This is a genomic window from Maricaulis sp. ABE4_448 (assembly GCF_056160825.1).
In genome coordinates, this window is the sequence record NZ_JBSWXX010000003.1 from 80,397 (window position 1) to 96,528 (window position 16,132).

Genomic DNA, 16,132 nt, shown 5'->3' on the forward strand with positions numbered 1-16,132 from the left:
GGCATTACGCCACACTTTATTTGTGGGCTTGTCCAGCCGAAGACAGCGCCAAGGAGTATGGCATGGTGCCGGCCGGATTGTCAGAACTGAGCCTTCTGGGCGGAATGCTCGCCGGATTCGCGTCCAGCCTGCACTGCGTCGGCATGTGCGGTGGCATTGCGGCGAGCCTGTCTGTTTCGTTTGGTGGGGACGCAGCCCGAAGCCGAACCCGGGCGCTCTTGCTCGCTCAGACCGGCCGCATCGCGGCTTATGTCGTCGCTGGCGCTGTCCTCGCAGCGCTCGGATCCCAAGCCTATTTCGCCTTTGATCGCGGCGACGCCCACCTCATCCTGCGTTGGCTGGCGGCTGCCATGCTTGTCTATATCGGCTTATCGGTCGCGGGATGGGCGCCTTCCCTGGCCGGTGTCGATCGTCTGGGGGCTCGCCTTTTAACCTGGATGCGGGCGCCGTTTTCGGGAGCCTTGTCGCTGGCCAGCCCGCTGCTGGCCGGTTTTCTCTGGGGCTTTCTGCCCTGCGGCATGGTCTACGCTACGCTGTTCTACGCCATGCTCTCGGGCTCGGTCGCGACGGGTGCACTGATCATGCTGGGTTTCGGACTGGGTACGTTGCCAGCCGTCACTGCTGCGGCGTTCGGCGTTTCAGGACTGTTGTCGGCGGCACGCTCGCCCCGGGTTCGGATTGCTGTCGGGCTGACGATCGTGACGGTCGGTGTGGCCTCGGCCGCGCTACCCTGGCGCACGATTGCTGCATTCTGCGGCATCGAACTCGCCTGACGGGAGAAATCGCGCCGAATGCCCATTTCGCCGGTGCGTTTTTCTTAACAAAGCATTATGGTTCGGCGCCAATGGGATAGGAGTTCAGCGATGTCGCTGTGGCACAGTCGAATCCTCGCGCTGGTACTGGCGCTGGGGGCCGTTGCGTGTACCGGTCCGTCTGACGAGACGGTCGAATCAACCGGACCTCAACTGGAACGACGATCCGCCGATGCGCCGCGCGCGGCGACCGAGGCGCCCGAGAACTTTGCTTTCCTGCGCTATGCGATCAGCGTCGATGGGGATACGCCGGAGGTCTGCCTCGGCTTCACGCATCCGCTCGATCCGGATACCGACTACGAGCCCTATGTCGCCGTGACGCCGCAGCGCCCGATCGCTCTGTCGGCATCCGGGCGCTCGCTGTGTGTCGGCGGTCTGACCTTCGGTGATGGCCAGAGCCTGACGCTGCGCGAGGGCCTGCCGGCCGCGAGCGGTGATGCTTTGCTGGTGGGCGAAACCGTCGAGATCGATTTCGGCGACCGCCCGGCCTTTGTCGGCATTGCCGGAGATGGCGTGATCCTGCCGCGCCGCGATGCCGACGGTCTGGCCATCGAGACGGTCAATGTCGATGCGGTCGAACTTGAAGTCTGGCGGATCACAGACCGGGCGCTGGCCTTCCGCTCGATTACCACCGGCTTCAACGCCGCCCAGGGTGAGTACAACTGGGTTCCCGAAGATGAGAGCCCGCACGCGGTCGGGGAACAGATCTGGCAAGGCCGGATGGAGACGGGGGGTGCGCCGAACACGCCGGTGACGACCGTTTTCCCGATCGCCGAAGCCATCGGCACCCTGTCTCCCGGCGCCTATTTCGTCTCGGTGCGCGAAGACAGCGAGGCCGCAGACGATGACGTTCCAGCGCGGGCCGAACGCTGGCTGGTGATCACGGATCTGGCCCTCACGGCCTATCGCGGTGCGGACGGGATCGATTTCGTGGTGCGCTCGCTGCAGACCGCCATGCCGGAGGCCGGTGTCGAGGTGCAGCTGATCGCGCGCTCAAACGATATCCTTGCCACGGCCATGACGGATTCGAACGGCCGGGCCCGCTTTGACGGGCCGCTGACGCGCGGCGAGGGCGCCATGGCGCCGCGTCTCCTGACAGCCTATGGCCGCAATAATGATTTCGCGGTACTCGACTTCCAGCGCAATCCGGTCGACCTGTCCGGCCAGGACATTGGCGGGCGTCAGCGCCCGGAGGGTGCGGACGGATATATTTGGCTCGATCGTGGCATCTACCGGCCCGGCGAGACGGTCTATACCGGTGCCATGGTGCGCGATGCCGAGGCCGTCGCGATTTCGGACCGGCCGGTTACGCTGACGGTCTACGGGCCGAACGGCATCGAAGCCGCCGTGGCCCGTTTTGAAGGCCTGCCTCAGGCCGGATCTGTCTTCTGGGATTATGATCTGCCCGTCGCTGCCGCGCGCGGCGAATGGCGTATCGTGGCGACGATGGACGGGTATGGCGATGTCGGCTCGACCCGCTTCTCGGTCGAGGATTTCGTGCCGCAACGCATCGCTCTGGAGCTTGATGCCGACGACGAGATGCCGATTGTCCTTGGCGGGCAACGCGACATCGCGGCCAATGTCCGCTTCCTCTACGGCGCTCCGGGTGCTGGGCTGCCGGTCGAGGGCCGCTTGCGGATCGAGGCCGACCCGCGTCCCTTCGCCGATTATCCCGGGTTCAGTTTCGGCCGTCACGACCAGCCCTTCCGCGATCGCACCGAGGATCTGCCGGGCACGGTGGCCGATGGTGCCGGCGCCGCGACCCTGACCGTCAGTGCCGGAGAGATCGGTGCCGATGCCACCCAGCCGCTGCGCATCCGGGCCGTGGTCTCCGCCATCGAACCTGGCGGCCGGGCCGTCGCCGACGATGTGCGCATCCCGTATCGCCCTGCGCCGCTTTATCTCGGCCTGAAACCGCAATTCGAAGGCCGTGCCGAACGCAATCGCGAGAGCGCCTTTGATGTTGTCGCGGTCGATGCTGCTGGGGCGCCGGTTGCGGCGGATGTCGAATGGCAGTTGATGCGCATCGACTGGGATTATGACTGGTATCGCACTGATGGCGAACGCTGGCGCTGGCGCCGGACCCGCCATGTCGTGCCGATCGAGGAAGGCGTGCTGTCGCTGGACGGCGCCGGTCCCCTGTCCCTGCGCGCGCTCGACTGGGGTGATTACCAGCTTGTCGTGACCGATCCGCAAAGCGGTATGTCTGCCAGCGCCCAGTTCTGGGTCGGCTGGGGGGGCTCCTCCGAGCCGGGCGTCGAGGCGCCGGACCGCGTTGCCTTGTCAGGCCCTGAAGCGCCTGTCGCCGTTGGCGGCACCGCAACCGTATCCATTCGTCCGCCTTATCCCGGCGAAGCCGAGGTTGTGATTGCCAGTGATCGCGTGCTGGAAACCCGGTCGGTCAGCATTCCGGAAGGCGGTGTCGAACTGTCTTTCAATGTCACCGAGGATTGGGGCGCGGGCGCCTACGCCATGGTGTCGGTCTACACGCCGCGCGACCCGGTCGACCGGCCGGCGCCGCGCCGGGCTGTCGGGGTTCTGCATCTGCCTGTCGACATGTCGGACCGGACGCTGGAGATCGATTTCAATGCGCCCGAGCGCATTCATCCGCGCCAGACCGTCGAGCTGGAACTGGCGATCGAGGGACCGGTGCGCAGCGGCGCCTTTGTCTCCGTGGCGGCGGTCGATGAGGGCATTCTCGCCCTGACCCGTTTCGCGTCGCCCGATCCCCAAGCGTGGTATTTCGGCAAGACGGCGCTCGATGTCGATCTGCACGATGATTATGGCCGTCTGCTCGACCCGAACCAGGGCGCCGCGGCGCCTGTGCGCCAGGGTGGCGACCAGATCGGCGGCGCCGGTCTGACTGTCGTGCCGACGCAGACCGTGGCGCTGTTCACCGGCCCTGTTGAGGTGGACCGCAATGGTCGCGCGATCGTGTCCTTCGACGTGCCGGACTTCAATGGCGAGCTGCGTCTCATGGCGGTTGCCTGGAGCGGTCGCGCCGTCGGTCAGGCAGCGCAGCCGTTGACCGTGCGCGACGATGTGCCGGCCGAACTCATCCTGCCGCGCTTCCTCGCGCCCGGCGACCAGTCGATGGCCACGCTGACGATCGACAACATCGACGGCGCACCGGGAGGCTATGCTGTGGCGATGGACGCCGAACCTCCGGTCAGCATGTCTGCCACGGACACGATCGAACTCGCCGCCGGCCAGCGCGTCGATCGCCGCTACGGGCTTTCATCCGACGATGTCGGTGTGGGCTCGGTGGGGCTATCGGTCGACGGGCCGGACGAATTTGCTGTTGCGCGCAGCTATCCCATAGAGGTGCGCTCGGCTTGGCTGCCATCTTCCAGCGTCCGGCGCGGACGCGTCATGCCGGACGACAGCTGGCGACTGTCCAGCGATGTGCTGGCGGGTTATCTGCCGGGGACGTCCGATGTCACGGTGAGCTTCTCGCCGACACCGCTGGACGAGGCGGCACTGCTCACCGCGCTCAGCCGTTATCCCTATGGCTGTACCGAGCAGATCACGAGCCGCGCCCTTCCGTTGCTTTACGCCGATCCTCTCGCCAGCGCTGCGGGTGAAGACCCCGTCGAGGGCGCGCGGGCGCGCGTGCAGGAAGCCATCGCTACCCTGTTGTCACGCCAGTCCGCCGATGGTGTCATCGGTCTGTGGCGTATCGGTGATCGCGGCCTGCGGCCGTGGATCGGCGCCTACGCGACCGACTTCCTGGCGCGTGCCAAAGAGGCCGGGTACACCGTGCCGGATGCGGCGCTGGAGCGGGCCTACAGCGGCCTTGAGCACATCGCTTCCGGCGAGATGTGGCGGGTCAATGGCTATGATACCGAGATTCATCGCTGGCGCGGGCAGACCGATACGCCGGAGCGTCTCAATGATCGGTCCGCGGCCTATGCGCTCTATGTGCTGGCACGCGCCGGGCGGGTCGACCGGTCGCGCCTGCGCTACATGCATGACGAGCGCCTTGAGGCGATCGAAAGCCCGCTGGCGCGGGCGCAGATCGGTGCGGCGCTCTATCTGATCGGTGATCAATCTCGCGCCGTGAACGCTTTCGATGCGGCCGAAGCGGCACTGGGTTTTGAAAATCCCGGCAATTACTACATGTCGCCGCGGCGTGACCTGGCCGGTGTTCTAGCCTTGGCCGCCGAGGCCGGTCAGCATGAGCGCGTCGCTCGTCTGGCCGAGCGTGTCGGTCAGGACCTGCCGGAACCCGCGCGTCTGAATACACAGGAGAAGGCTTTCCTGCTGCTCGCCGCGAATGCGCTCCGCGATGGCGGGGATGAGATCGCCATCGAAACGGCCGCCGAGGCCGACGGTCCGCTGCGCTACCGGCTGGAAGCCGGCGAGATCGGTGAGGGGGTCGATTTCCGCATGACCGGCGATGCGCCGGCCTGGGTGACGCAGATCGCTCACGGCCAGACGGTCGAGGCACCGGATGTCGATGCCCAGGGCCTGGTGATCCAGAAGCGGGTTCGCCGCCTGGACGGTTCCGAGGCCGATCTTGAGAACCTGGTCCAGGGCGACCGCCTGATCGTCGATCTTGTCGTTGCGCCGCGCGAGGAGCGTCTGATCCCGGCTATTGTGGAAGATCTCCTGCCGCCTGGTTTTGAGATCGAAGCTGTGGTTCGGCCGGAGGATGCCGGCAATACCGGCGTTTATTCCTGGCTCGACAATATCCGCACGCCGCGTGTGGCCGAAGCGCGCGACGACCGTTTCGTGGCCGCGCTTGATCTGCGCAACCGGCGGGCCGAGCGCATCGCCTATGTCGTGCGCGCCGTGACGCCGGGTATCTATACACTGCCCGGTGCCGTGGTGGAGGACATGTACCGGCCGGACACGTTCGCACGCAGTGCGACCGGGCGTATCGTGATCGCACCGCGAGGCTGATACCGTGCTGGGACTGCCGCGGATATACTGGGGAGGGGTGATCGCCCTGACCCTGTTTGCGGCGGTTCTTGCGGCCGACCACGCCCTGCCGCCGCCAGTCGAGGCCGGGCGGGAAGTATCGACGGTCGTTCGTGACAGGGACGGTCAGGTGCTGCGCGCCTTCCCGGTCGCCGACGGCCGCTGGCGGCTTGAGGCCGATCTGGACGGGATTGACCCGAACTTCCTCGAGGCCCTGCTGGCCTATGAGGATGCTCGCTTCTACCAGCATTCCGGCGTCGATCCGCTGGCGCTGGTGCGTGCGGCGCGGGACAGCGCCATGGCCGGTCGCATCGTCTCCGGTGGCTCCACCCTGACCATGCAGCTTGCCCGTCTGATCGAGCCGCGCGAGCGGACGGTCGGCGCCAAGGTCATCCAGATCCTGCGGGCCTGGCAGCTGGAGCTGCGCTATTCCAAACGCGAGATCCTCGAACTCTATCTCACACTGGCGCCCTATGGCGGCAATCTGGAAGGCGTGCGGGCCGCCAGCTGGGCCTATTACGGACGGGAGCCCGATGCGCTCACCATCGAGCAGATCGCCCTGCTGATCGCCTTGCCGCAATCGCCCGAAGCGCGGCGTCCGGATCGCCGACCCGACAATGCGGTACTGGCGCGCGGGCGCGTGCTCGACCGTCTGGCGGAGGTGGGGCTGGCGCGCGCGGACGCCTCTGGTGATGCCGCTTTCGATCCGGCACCGGGGCGCCGGGACTTCCCGGCCGATGCCTGGCATGCGGCCGATGCCCTGCGCCGTGCGGCCGGGCCCGGGCAGGCGGACATCGTGTCCACCCTCGATATCCACCTTCAGGCGATGCTGCAGGAAGAGCTGGCACTGGCGACACGGGAAACCGGACCGGATGTACAGTTTGCGGCCATGCTCGTGGAGACCCGGACGCGGGCCGTACGCGCCATGGCGGGGTCGGCCAGCCGGGCGCGTCCCGGCGGCTGGATCGATCTGACAGATCGGCCGCGCTCGCCCGGCTCGACACTGAAACCCTTCATTTATGGCATGGCGTTCGACGATGGTCTGGCAGCCGGCGGGACACGTATTTCAGATCTGCCGCGCCGGTTTGCCGGCTACCGGCCAGATAATTTCGACCGGCGTTTCCGCGGCGATGTCACGATTGCTGAAGCGCTTCAGCACTCGCTGAACGTCCCGGCTGTCACGGCCTTGGACGGGGTGGGCGCGCGCCGCTTCAACGCTGCGCTGACCTTTGCCGGGGCTCACCCGGAACGTCCGCGTACAGCGGGGGCAGATAGCGGCCTCGCCGTGGCCCTGGGCGGCGCGGGGCTCACCCTTCGCCAGCTGGCGGTGCTCTATGCAGCCTTGGGCGATGAGGGTGTGGCGCGTCCGTTGCGTTGGCGTGAAGACGATCCGGCGGCTGAAGACGGCTATGCCGTGCTGGGCGCGGAATCGGCGGCGGAAGTGCTTGATATCCTTCGCCGGGCGCCGCACCCGGGCGGCCGTATGCCAGCCTCGTTGGCGCGTGGGGCACCGGACATCGCCTTCAAGACGGGCACATCCTATGGCTTCCGGGACGCTTGGGCGGCCGGTGTGACCGGGCGCTACACAATGGTCGTTTGGACCGGCCGGGCAGACGGTGCGCCGCGGGAGGGCGTGACCGGCCGTGAAGGCGCGCTGCCGCTGCTGTTCCGCCTGGCAGACGGGCTGGAGCGGATCGAACCGGGCTCGGTCTCTCGGGCCGAGGACCGGTCGCCGGTGCCGGACGTTCCGGGTACGATGGCGCAATACCGCACCGACCCGGCGCCGCACATCCTCTTCCCGCCGGACGGGGCGGAGGTCTGGTCGGAAGGCGAGGGGCGCGGCTTTGTCCTGGCGGCCCAGGCGCGCGGCGCGCTGGACTGGTATGCCGATGGCGAACCGGTCGCGCGCAATGCGCTGGGCGAGCCGGTCTGGGTGCCATCGGGGCCGGGCTTCTATGCCGTTACAGCCGTTGATGAATCCGGCCGGATGGCGCAGTCCCGCGTGCGCATTCGCACCGGCGGCTGAGGCCATGGCGCCGACTTGCGGGCTTGCGTCGGACGGCGCGAATGGCAAAGCTGAATCCAACTGATTTGGGGAGATGTCATCATGCTGCGATCCATTCTGCCGGCGGCCTCAGCCGCGGCTCTTCTGACCCTGTCTCCGGCCCTCGCGCAGGACAATGGAAACTGGGCGCTTGTCGTGCATGGCGGGGCCGGTGTGATCGAGCGTGAGAGCATGACGCCGGAGACCGATGCTGCCTATCGCGCAGCCATGCATGCGGCGCTGGAGCGTGGTGAGGCCGTGCTGTCGCAGGGCGGCAGTGCGCTGGATGCGATCGAGGCTGTGATCCACGGTCTCGAGGACGATCCCATGTTCAATGCCGGGCGCGGTGCCGTGTTCACGGCGGCCGGACGCAATGAGCTCGACGCCTCGATCATGGACGGGGCGACGCTTGAAGCGGGCGCCGTCGCAGGCGTTACACAGGTGCGACATCCGATCACCCTTGCACGCACAGTGATGCAACATTCGCGTCACGTCATGTTGCAAAGCGAGGGTGCGGAGACGTTTGCGCGGGAGCAGGGGCTGGAAATGGTCGAGCCGGCCTGGTTTTTCACCGAACGCCGCTGGGCGGCGCTGGAACGGTCGCTCGGCCGCGACGGTCTGGACATTCCGCCGCGTCCGGACGGCGCGCCGGATCCGGAACCGGTCCAGGAAGGCCTGCTCGAGCGCGATGCGCTGGAACACCGTTTCGGCACGGTCGGCGTCGTGGCGCTGGACGAGGCCGGCAATATCGCGGCAGGCACCTCGACCGGCGGCACGACGGCGAAGCGCTGGGGCCGGGTCGGCGACAGCCCGATCATCGGTGCGGGCACCTATGCCAATAATGACAGCTGCGGCGTCTCGGCGACGGGCACGGGCGAGTATTTCATCCGCCTGACCGTGGCCAGCCGCATCTGTGCGCTGGTCGAGATGCAGGGCCTGACCCTTCAGGCGGCCTCCGACCAGGTGATCCAGCAAGAGCTGACGGATCTGGGCGGCGATGGCGGCATTATCGCGTTGACGGCTGAAGGCGATATCGCCTGGAGCTTCAACACGCCGGGCATGTACCGCGCCCGCCTCACCGAAGGCGGCGAGCCGGTGGTGGCGATCTACGGCGACGAGGAATAGCGCCATGGCCGCCGACTGGGGCTGGAGCGCAAGCGTGAAGCCGGCCGAACCCGAAAAACCGGCGGAGCCGCAGATCACCGTCAACCGGCTCTTCGCCACGCCGCTGATCGAGGTGCGCTTGCCCGGCGCCGACCGGCTGGTCTCCGCGCTGAAGCAGACCATTTTGGCGCGGCGGGCCGCCTCGCCGGGCGTGCGGCGCTCGAATATTCATGGCTGGCATTCCGACATCGAGATGCTGGACTGGGGCGGCGAGGCGGCCATCGCCCTGGCCCGCGAGACGATGCAGGTCTGCGGCCGCTTCACCTCGGACGTGAATGCCGCCAAAGGCCGTTCGCGCTATGAAATGGGCATGGAGATGTGGGCGAATGTCTCGCCCGCCGGCGCGTCCAACCAGATGCATTCCCATCCCGGCTCCTTCTGGTCGGCCAGCTTCTATGTCGACGATGGCGGCGACGGCGAGGACGGTTTCTTCGTCGCCCAGGATCCGCGCTTCCCGATGATCCGCATGGTCGCCCCCGACCTCGTTTTCACCGACGAGACCGGCGAAAAGCAGATGTCCCAGTTTCGCGTCCGTCCCGAGCCCGGCAAGCTGGTCATCTTCCCGTCCTGGCTCATGCACGCCGTCCGCCCCCACAAGGGCCCGGGAGAGCGGATCTCGGTGGCGATGAATGTGCTGGCCTTGCCGGCGGGAGCGCCGCCGGAGGGGTAGGGGGCGCCAGAATGCCGTAGTGATAGTCCACTAGGTCGTGCGAGCAACTAGTCTAGGCTGTACCGTTTAAAGGTAGCTCTCACTATGAGATCGACCCCAACATCCCTCGGTGTGTTGTTCGATTTTCGTGCATCATCTCACAATCCCAAAAAATTGGCCGACGCAGAGTTCCGCGTCGGCCATTAGTCGAAGGGGAGAACCGTGAGTGCGCTCAGCGCGTCCACGGTGCGGGACGTTCCGGCGTGAACGGACGCATCGGACGCTCCACAGGTGGCGTGTAAGGCCGGAAAGGGTGCGGCTCAGGCCGCGACGGAAGTTCCGGCACATTCGGACGGTTCGGAATGTTCGCCATAGTACTTCCCCTAGCGCTTGCTGTCGGGAGTCCGACGGACCGGAACCCAGCCGGAGCCGGGCGTCGTGGTCGGCGGAAGCCGCGTATTATCCGGAACGGTCGCATAGTTGGGGCGGCGACCGCCGCGCGGGCCGACCTCCTGATAGATGCCGCCATTGCGGCCGGTATTTGATCCAGGCGTCTTGGCCATGGGTCTTTTCCTTTTTTTCGCCGACTGAGCACCATGCCCAGCCCTTTGGCGAAGGCGACTATGGATGAGATTCGTTCATGTTGCAATGGTCAACATTAACATGATTGTTTAACAAACATTATGTTTGGCATATTGACATGTGTGTGCGCGTAGTTCACAGCTTCTCGATGACACAAGAGGCACTGAATCGGGCTATCGGCAAGGCGCTGGCGGATCGACGGCGCGCGGCCGGAATGCGGCAAGCGGATGTTGCGCAGAGCGTTGGGGTATCTCGCTCTTCACTCGCCAACATTGAGAAGGGCCGCCAAGCGCTATCAATCTTTCTACTCTATCAGGTTGCTGATGCACTTGATGTTGGCGATCCGCGTACGTTGCTGCCGAGGAGTATTCCTTCTAGCCGCAAGAAGGATGCGGAGGTGGTGAATATTCCGATAGGTGAGGCTTCAGCAGCGTTGTCAGATGAAGAACTTGCCGAGGTTACCGCTGTTGTTTCAAAGACCGTCGGCTGACGGTAGAGGCCATTTATGGGAATAAAAATTGACCAGGCGCGTCAACGCGCCAAAGAGCTTCTCAGCGAATGCGGCATAGAGCGGGTTCCCACTCCCCTTGCACGGCTCGCTAGAAAGCTCGGCATCCGTGTCGACTACACACCGCTTGATGATGCGCTGTCGGGTATGGCGTTTATCAAGGATGGCCAGAAGCTTGTTTGGGTAAACTCACTTCACCATCCCAATCGGCAGCGCTTCACCCTCGCCCATGAAATTGGCCATCACGTGCTCCATGCGAATGAGCTCGAAGCCGGTGTTCATGTCGACAAAGGAATGCTGCGACGAGACGCCGTCTCCACGCAAGGTACTGAACTTATTGAAATCCAAGCAAACCATTTTGCTTCGGAGTTACTTATGCCGGAAGAGCGGTTGCGGACACTGGTTGGTGAGGGCGTCAATCTCGAGGACGAAGCTCGCATGGCCGCACTTGCAGCGAAATTCCAAGTGAGCACCGCAGCCCTGCAATACAGACTCCTTCGGTAGAGAAGACCGAGTCGGAGAAGAGCATGGCGTTCATTTTCTACGACACCGAGACGACAGGAATTGACCGGCACTTCGACCAAATCCTGCAATTTGCGGCCATCCGAACCGATGAAGAATTCAACGAAATTGACCGCATAGAGCGCCGATGCCGGCTAAGGCCTTTCGCTATCCCGGCACCCGGTGCTCTGGCCGTGACAGGTGTCTCGATTGAACAATGCCTCAACGCAACTCATCCCACCTACTATGAAATGGTGAGTGAGCTTCAGTCTGCCCTAAGCGAATGGTCTCCGTCAGTCTTTGCTGGCTGGAATACGATCCGCTTCGATGAGGAACTATTTCGGCAGGCTCTATACCAAAACCTCTATCCCCCCTTTCTCACCAACACGAACGGCAACGCTAGAGCAGATATATTGACTCTGGCACAAGCTGTCGCATTGGACCTACCAGATGCTCTTATTGTGCCGCGCAACCCTCGTGGCAGACCATCCTTCAAACTAGACCAACTGGCACCTGCGAATGGATTCGCGCACGAAAATGCCCACGACGCGATGGCGGATGTGGAGGCGACGATCTTCATTGCTCGCTTGTTGAGAGAGAGAGCGCCAGAGCACTGGTCTAATCTCATGAGATTTGCCAATAAGCGATCAACGATCGCCTTTCTGCAAACTGAACCTTTCGTAGTCGCCACCGAAGCATATTTCGGAAAACTGTCCCAGTACGCCCTTGCGCCTATTGGCTCGAACCCGGATATTGACAGTGAGTTCTATTGCCTTGACATCACTAACGACCCAGCCTCCCTGGGCTCGCTGAGCGATGCAGCCCTCCGAGCATTACTCTTGCGGTCTCCCAAGCCTGTTCGCCGAATAAAAGCGAACCAGTCGCCGAGTCTAAAGTCCTGGGAAGAAATCGATAGCTTTTCTGGGCTCGACGTTGATGAGCTTCTTGACCGCGCCGAAGCGCTACAACGCGATGAAGATCTAAAAAATCGTCTGCTCCAGACAGCGCTGGAGCTAGCTTCAGTCGAATATGAGCAAATCCACATCGAACAGCAGATCTATGGGGGTTTTCCATCGAAAGCAGACCAGCAGTTGATGGACAGATTTCATCGTGCCCCTTGGACTGAGAGGGAGGCCGTTGTTGCGCAATTTGGGGATCCCAGGCTTCGAGAGCTGGGCCGCCGCCTACTTGGGGAACACGCGCACGATATCTGCTCAACTGAGGTCCGAGATTATTTCCAGACACTGCTTCACGCGCGGTTGACGGGAAGTGGTAGTGACGTCCCATGGCGAACAATTGCCAAAGCCCGTGAAGAACTTGAAGAGGCTAGTCAAACACACCCCCAAGCATCAGCGATCCTAGAGGGTTTTGAGCGGTATCTCGACGGCCTAGAGGAGCACGTAGCGTCCGGTTGCTAGTGCTGGTGGGCGCTTTGCCGTCGGGACGAGCGTTTGGTCTGGTTTGGCCCGTCAGGCCAAGTACTCACGATATTGTGCAGGCTAGAGTTTCCAGCGTACCCCCCCTCACAAAATCGAAGCCTCCCCCCGCGTGAAATACGCCCCGTCCGCCTGCATCTGCGCGATAATATGGTCGAAGGCTGCGCGCACTCTTGCGCTTTTGCGCACCGTTTCGTGGGCGACGACCCACAGGTCCAGGGAGGATTCGAAGTCCGGCAATAGCCGTTCCAGGTTGGGGTTGCGGCGGGCGAGGCGGTGGGAGGTGACGCCGACGCCGAAGCCGGCCTCGATGCCCATGACGTGGCTGGCCGGGGAGTTGGCCTTCATCGAGACGTGGCGGGGCAGGACGGGCGTGCCGTGTATGGTGGCCGGCCAGCCGAAATAATCGCCCATCGACCAGCCGACGCAGGCATGGTCGGCGAGATCCTCGACCTGTTCGGGACGGCCGTGCAGGTCGAGATAATCCTTCGAGGCGTAGAGGCCCGCGCCGACCGTGGCGCCGCGGCGGCCGATCAGGCTCTGCTGCGTGCCCGGACCGTTCCAGCGCAGCGCGATATCGGCTTCGCGGTCGGCCAGATTGGCGGAATTGTTCTTGATCGCGATCTCGATGCCGATGCCCGGATTGTCACGCTGGAAGGAGACGAGGGCGCGCGGCAGCCAGTCGGCGCCGATGCCTTCGGAGGCGGAGACCACAACGAGGCCTGACAGGGACTGGTCCTGGGCGATCACGGCGCGTTCGATGGCAGAGGCCTCTTCGCGCATGCGCTTGGCATGTGCGATAATCTTCTGGCCAAGGGGTGTCAGCCGTGACTGGCCGTTCTCGCGTTCGAAAACGGGCTCGCCGAATCGGCGTTCCAGCGCTTGCAGGCGCCGGGTCACGGTGGGTTGGCTGACGCCCAGCTGATGCGCCGCGGCGGTCAGGCTGCCGGCCTCGGAAATGGCCAGGCAGACAAGGTAATCGGACCAGTCATCCATACGATTATGTATTCCCACGATCCTGATTTCGTCAATTCCATTCGCATAACTTCGTTCTAAATCTGAACGTTGTTTACTTGGGTGCGCGGCTTCCGAGCGGAGCGGCGTTGCCTGCCAGTCTTGAATGGTCGCGCGGCCTGGAGAACGGATCGGAGCCCGTTCTGTCCCTGACGGACACCCCCGAAGGGTCGCGCTTGTTGAGGGAGTGACCATGCGCTCTGTGTTTCTTGCGGCGGCCCTGGCGGCCGTGTCTTCGTCTGCGGCCCTGGCCCAGTCCTGCGATGCCGAACCGGAATTTGCCGCCCACCGCACCGCCAATGGTGTGATCCGCGCGCAGTACAATGCGGTGAGCCGCGGCGAGTGGCCGGAAGCCATCCATTTCGGCGAGGAAGTCGTCGCCGGTTCCGGTGCGCCGGGTCACAAGGTGGCCGCTCACACCAATCTGTGCGCCGCCTATGCCGCGACGGGCGAGTACGAGATGGCGATCGCCGCTTGTGACGCCGCGCTGGAGATGCGCGACGGCGCCTGGCGCGCGATGAATAATCGCGGTGTTGCCCTGTGGCTGTCCGGCGACCGTGCGGCCGCTGTCGAGGCGTTCCAGGCTGCCAATGCGGCGTCGTCGGGTGAAGACGAAGTCGAGGCCAATCTGGCCATGGCCCAGTGTGCGACTGCCGGGTAGTTTCCCCCGGACTGCCACGGCAAAACGCACGGCATTGAAGGCCGGTCCCGGCAACGGGGCCGGCCTTTGCTGTCTGCGGCTGCGGGTTCCCGTTGCTGGCGATTGCAACTAGAAACGCTGGCAAAGATGCCCGTTAAGGGGCCCTGTCATCGCGGGAGGTGTTCATGTCGTTTCAGCCGCCGGAAACCCTGATCTCGGGATATCGCCGCTTCAAGGATGGCCGGTTCCGTGTCGAGCGGGCGCATTATGCCGAGCTTGCCGACGGGCAGACGCCGCACACGCTGGTCATTGCCTGTTCGGACAGCCGGGTCGATCCCGCCGCGATTTTCGATGCCGCACCGGGGGAGCTGTTCGTGGTGCGCAATGTCGCCAATCTGGTGCCGCCGGCGGAAGAGGGCGGGGGCCTGCACGGCGTCTCCGCGGCGCTGGAATTCGCGGTCAAGGTGCTCAAGGTCAAGGGCGTGCTGGTGATGGGCCATGGCGATTGCGGCGGCGTGAAAGCCTGCGCGAGCGGGCTGCACGGGGTGCCCAACACCTATCTGGGCCCCTGGCTGAGCACGATGGAGCCGGCCCGCGAGGAAGTGGCCGCGGCACTCGGAGACGTGCCGCCGGAGACGATTGCGGATGCGCTGGAACTCGTTTCGATCCGGCACTCCCTGGAACGGCTGAAACAGTTCGACTTCGTGCGCGAGGCGATCGAGGCGCGCGGTCTGGAACTGCATGGTGCGCGCTTCGCCATCCACAGCGGCAAGCTGGAATGGCTCCAGCCCGACGGCAGCTACAGCGCCGTCTGAGGGCGCAGCGAGGAGAGCGGTTTGACCTCACCCGGTTCAGCACAGGCGATCTGGTTTCCCGATGCGCTGGATGCGCAGAACCGGGCTGTGCGGCTGTGCGAAACCACGCGTGACAGTCTCGCCGATACGGCTTTCCTGGACGAGCGCTGGGACCGCACCGGCTGCCGCACCCGGCCCGTGTCGCTGGCCCAGCTGCCGCAGCCGGACACGCCGGCCGCACCGGTGTTTGTCTGGCATACCGCCTTTTGCTGCTCGACCCTGCTGGCGCGCTGTCTCGACCGGCCGGGCGTCAATCTGAGCCTGAAAGAGCCGGCGGCCCTGATGGAGGTCGCCAATATCAAGCGGCGCGAGGGGCGGGCGGTTTCCGATACCTGGCTGAAGCCCGTTATCGGTGCCCTGAGCCAGCCTTTCGCCGGCGAGACCCATGTGACGATCAAGCCGACCAATACGGTCAACAACCTGATCGGTGATGTGGCGCGCCTCTTCCCGGACAGCCGGCATCTCTTCCTGACCTCGCAGCTGCGCGCCTTCCTGATCTCCATCGCCAAGAAGGGCGAGGCGGGACGGGCCTTCGCGCGGCGGCTGTTCACGATCTTCGCGATGGACGGGCATCCGATCGCGCGCACGGACCAGCGCCAGCTGATGCAGATGTCCGATCTGCAGATCGCCGCCCTCGTCTGGCAGATGCAGGTCGCTGCCATGCTGGAAGCACGCGCCCAGGGCGCCGCGGATCGCTTTGCCTGGCTCGATGGCGATGCCTTCGTCGCGGCGCCGGAACAGGGGCTGACGGCTGTCGACGCCTTTTTCGGGCTGGGGCTGGGTGAAGACCATATCGCGGCGACCGCATCCGGGCCGCTCTTCACGCGCGATGCCAAAGATACGGGACAGGCCCATGGTCCCGACCGCCGCCGCGCGGAAGCCGAACGCATCGCCGAACAATTGGGGCCGGAGCTCGACGCCATCGTCGATTGGAGCTACGGCGTATTTCCGCAATCCCCGCGCGACGGGCGTCTGCCCGGCGCGCTGGTCTAGCGCCGGACCGTT

13 protein-coding genes are annotated in these 16,132 nt (G+C 64.7%); 11 read left to right on the forward strand and 2 right to left on the reverse strand.

Annotated elements, in window-relative coordinates; genetic code table 11:
• The first annotated feature begins 62 nt into the window (after positions 1-62).
• The 5 genes from ACXAJV_RS09435 (at position 63) to ACXAJV_RS09455 (ending at position 9,613) form a co-directional block, all read left to right on the forward strand.
• The gene (locus ACXAJV_RS09435) at positions 63-773 is read left to right on the forward strand and encodes a sulfite exporter TauE/SafE family protein (RefSeq protein WP_475084592.1); all 711 of its coding nucleotides are present in this window, start codon (positions 63-65) and stop codon (positions 771-773) included.
• A 90-nt stretch (positions 774-863) separates the two neighbouring features.
• Entirely contained in the window at positions 864-5,717 is a 4,854-nt protein-coding gene (locus ACXAJV_RS09440) for an alpha-2-macroglobulin family protein (protein WP_475084595.1), read from the forward strand.
• A gap of 4 nt (positions 5,718-5,721) precedes the next feature.
• Positions 5,722-7,761: a penicillin-binding protein 1C gene (gene pbpC, locus ACXAJV_RS09445; RefSeq protein WP_475084597.1), complete on the forward strand. Its 2,040-nt coding sequence runs from the start codon at positions 5,722-5,724 to the stop codon at positions 7,759-7,761.
• An 81-nt stretch (positions 7,762-7,842) separates the two neighbouring features.
• A complete protein-coding gene (locus ACXAJV_RS09450) occupies positions 7,843-8,904 on the forward strand; it encodes an isoaspartyl peptidase/L-asparaginase family protein (RefSeq protein WP_475084599.1) in 1,062 nt (353 codons plus the stop codon).
• Positions 8,905-8,908: 4 nt separating this feature from the next.
• Entirely contained in the window at positions 8,909-9,613 is a 705-nt protein-coding gene (locus ACXAJV_RS09455; RefSeq protein WP_475084601.1) for a TIGR02466 family protein, read from the forward strand.
• A gap of 362 nt (positions 9,614-9,975) precedes the next feature.
• Here ACXAJV_RS09455 and ACXAJV_RS09460 read toward each other — a convergent pair whose 3' ends face one another.
• Positions 9,976-10,155, reverse strand: a complete 180-nt coding sequence (locus ACXAJV_RS09460; RefSeq protein ID WP_271187781.1) for a YjzC family protein — start codon at positions 10,153-10,155, stop codon at positions 9,976-9,978.
• A 104-nt stretch (positions 10,156-10,259) separates the two neighbouring features.
• On the opposite strand from ACXAJV_RS09460, the gene ACXAJV_RS09465 reads away from it, so the two are divergent.
• The 3 genes from ACXAJV_RS09465 to ACXAJV_RS09475 are packed head-to-tail and all read left to right on the forward strand — an operon-like array spanning position 10,260 to position 12,601.
• The gene (locus ACXAJV_RS09465) at positions 10,260-10,664 is read left to right on the forward strand and encodes a helix-turn-helix domain-containing protein (protein ID WP_475084603.1); all 405 of its coding nucleotides are present in this window, start codon (positions 10,260-10,262) and stop codon (positions 10,662-10,664) included.
• Between the two features lie 15 nt (positions 10,665-10,679).
• The gene (locus ACXAJV_RS09470) at positions 10,680-11,186 is read left to right on the forward strand and encodes an ImmA/IrrE family metallo-endopeptidase (RefSeq protein WP_475084605.1); all 507 of its coding nucleotides are present in this window, start codon (positions 10,680-10,682) and stop codon (positions 11,184-11,186) included.
• Between the two features lie 23 nt (positions 11,187-11,209).
• The gene (locus tag ACXAJV_RS09475) at positions 11,210-12,601 is read left to right on the forward strand and encodes an exonuclease domain-containing protein (RefSeq protein ID WP_475084608.1); all 1,392 of its coding nucleotides are present in this window, start codon (positions 11,210-11,212) and stop codon (positions 12,599-12,601) included.
• A gap of 105 nt (positions 12,602-12,706) precedes the next feature.
• On the opposite strand, the gene ACXAJV_RS09480 is transcribed toward ACXAJV_RS09475, so the two are convergent.
• Positions 12,707-13,615, reverse strand: coding sequence for a LysR family transcriptional regulator (locus ACXAJV_RS09480; protein WP_475084610.1), 909 nt, complete (start codon positions 13,613-13,615; stop codon positions 12,707-12,709).
• A gap of 211 nt (positions 13,616-13,826) precedes the next feature.
• On the opposite strand from ACXAJV_RS09480, the gene ACXAJV_RS09485 reads away from it, so the two are divergent.
• The 3 genes from ACXAJV_RS09485 to ACXAJV_RS09495 all read left to right on the forward strand — a co-directional run bounded on the left by ACXAJV_RS09485 (position 13,827) and on the right by ACXAJV_RS09495 (position 16,120).
• Positions 13,827-14,294, forward strand: a complete 468-nt coding sequence (locus tag ACXAJV_RS09485; RefSeq protein WP_475084612.1) for a hypothetical protein — start codon at positions 13,827-13,829, stop codon at positions 14,292-14,294.
• A gap of 164 nt (positions 14,295-14,458) precedes the next feature.
• Complete coding sequence (locus ACXAJV_RS09490; protein WP_475084614.1) at positions 14,459-15,088, forward strand: carbonic anhydrase; 630 nt, start codon at positions 14,459-14,461, stop codon at positions 15,086-15,088.
• Between the two features lie 21 nt (positions 15,089-15,109).
• Positions 15,110-16,120, forward strand: coding sequence for a hypothetical protein (locus ACXAJV_RS09495; protein WP_475084616.1), 1,011 nt, complete (start codon positions 15,110-15,112; stop codon positions 16,118-16,120).
• Positions 16,121-16,132: the final 12 nt, after the last annotated feature.

What these genes read in the sequence shown, in the direction of transcription:
- ACXAJV_RS09435 (WP_475084592.1), top strand. Translation starts at nt 63, where the DNA reads ATGGTGCCGGCCGGATTGTCAGAACTGAGCCTTCTGGGCGGAATGCTC.
- ACXAJV_RS09440 (WP_475084595.1), top strand. Translation starts at nt 864, where the DNA reads ATGTCGCTGTGGCACAGTCGAATCCTCGCGCTGGTACTGGCGCTGGGG.
- ACXAJV_RS09450 (WP_475084599.1), top strand. Translation starts at nt 7,843, where the DNA reads ATGCTGCGATCCATTCTGCCGGCGGCCTCAGCCGCGGCTCTTCTGACC.
- ACXAJV_RS09455 (WP_475084601.1), top strand. Translation starts at nt 8,909, where the DNA reads ATGGCCGCCGACTGGGGCTGGAGCGCAAGCGTGAAGCCGGCCGAACCC.
- ACXAJV_RS09460 (WP_271187781.1), bottom strand. Translation starts at nt 10,155, where the DNA reads ATGGCCAAGACGCCTGGATCAAATACCGGCCGCAATGGCGGCATCTAT.
- ACXAJV_RS09470 (WP_475084605.1), top strand. Translation starts at nt 10,680, where the DNA reads ATGGGAATAAAAATTGACCAGGCGCGTCAACGCGCCAAAGAGCTTCTC.
- ACXAJV_RS09475 (WP_475084608.1), top strand. Translation starts at nt 11,210, where the DNA reads ATGGCGTTCATTTTCTACGACACCGAGACGACAGGAATTGACCGGCAC.
- ACXAJV_RS09480 (WP_475084610.1), bottom strand. Translation starts at nt 13,615, where the DNA reads ATGGATGACTGGTCCGATTACCTTGTCTGCCTGGCCATTTCCGAGGCC.
- ACXAJV_RS09485 (WP_475084612.1), top strand. Translation starts at nt 13,827, where the DNA reads ATGCGCTCTGTGTTTCTTGCGGCGGCCCTGGCGGCCGTGTCTTCGTCT.
- ACXAJV_RS09490 (WP_475084614.1), top strand. Translation starts at nt 14,459, where the DNA reads ATGTCGTTTCAGCCGCCGGAAACCCTGATCTCGGGATATCGCCGCTTC.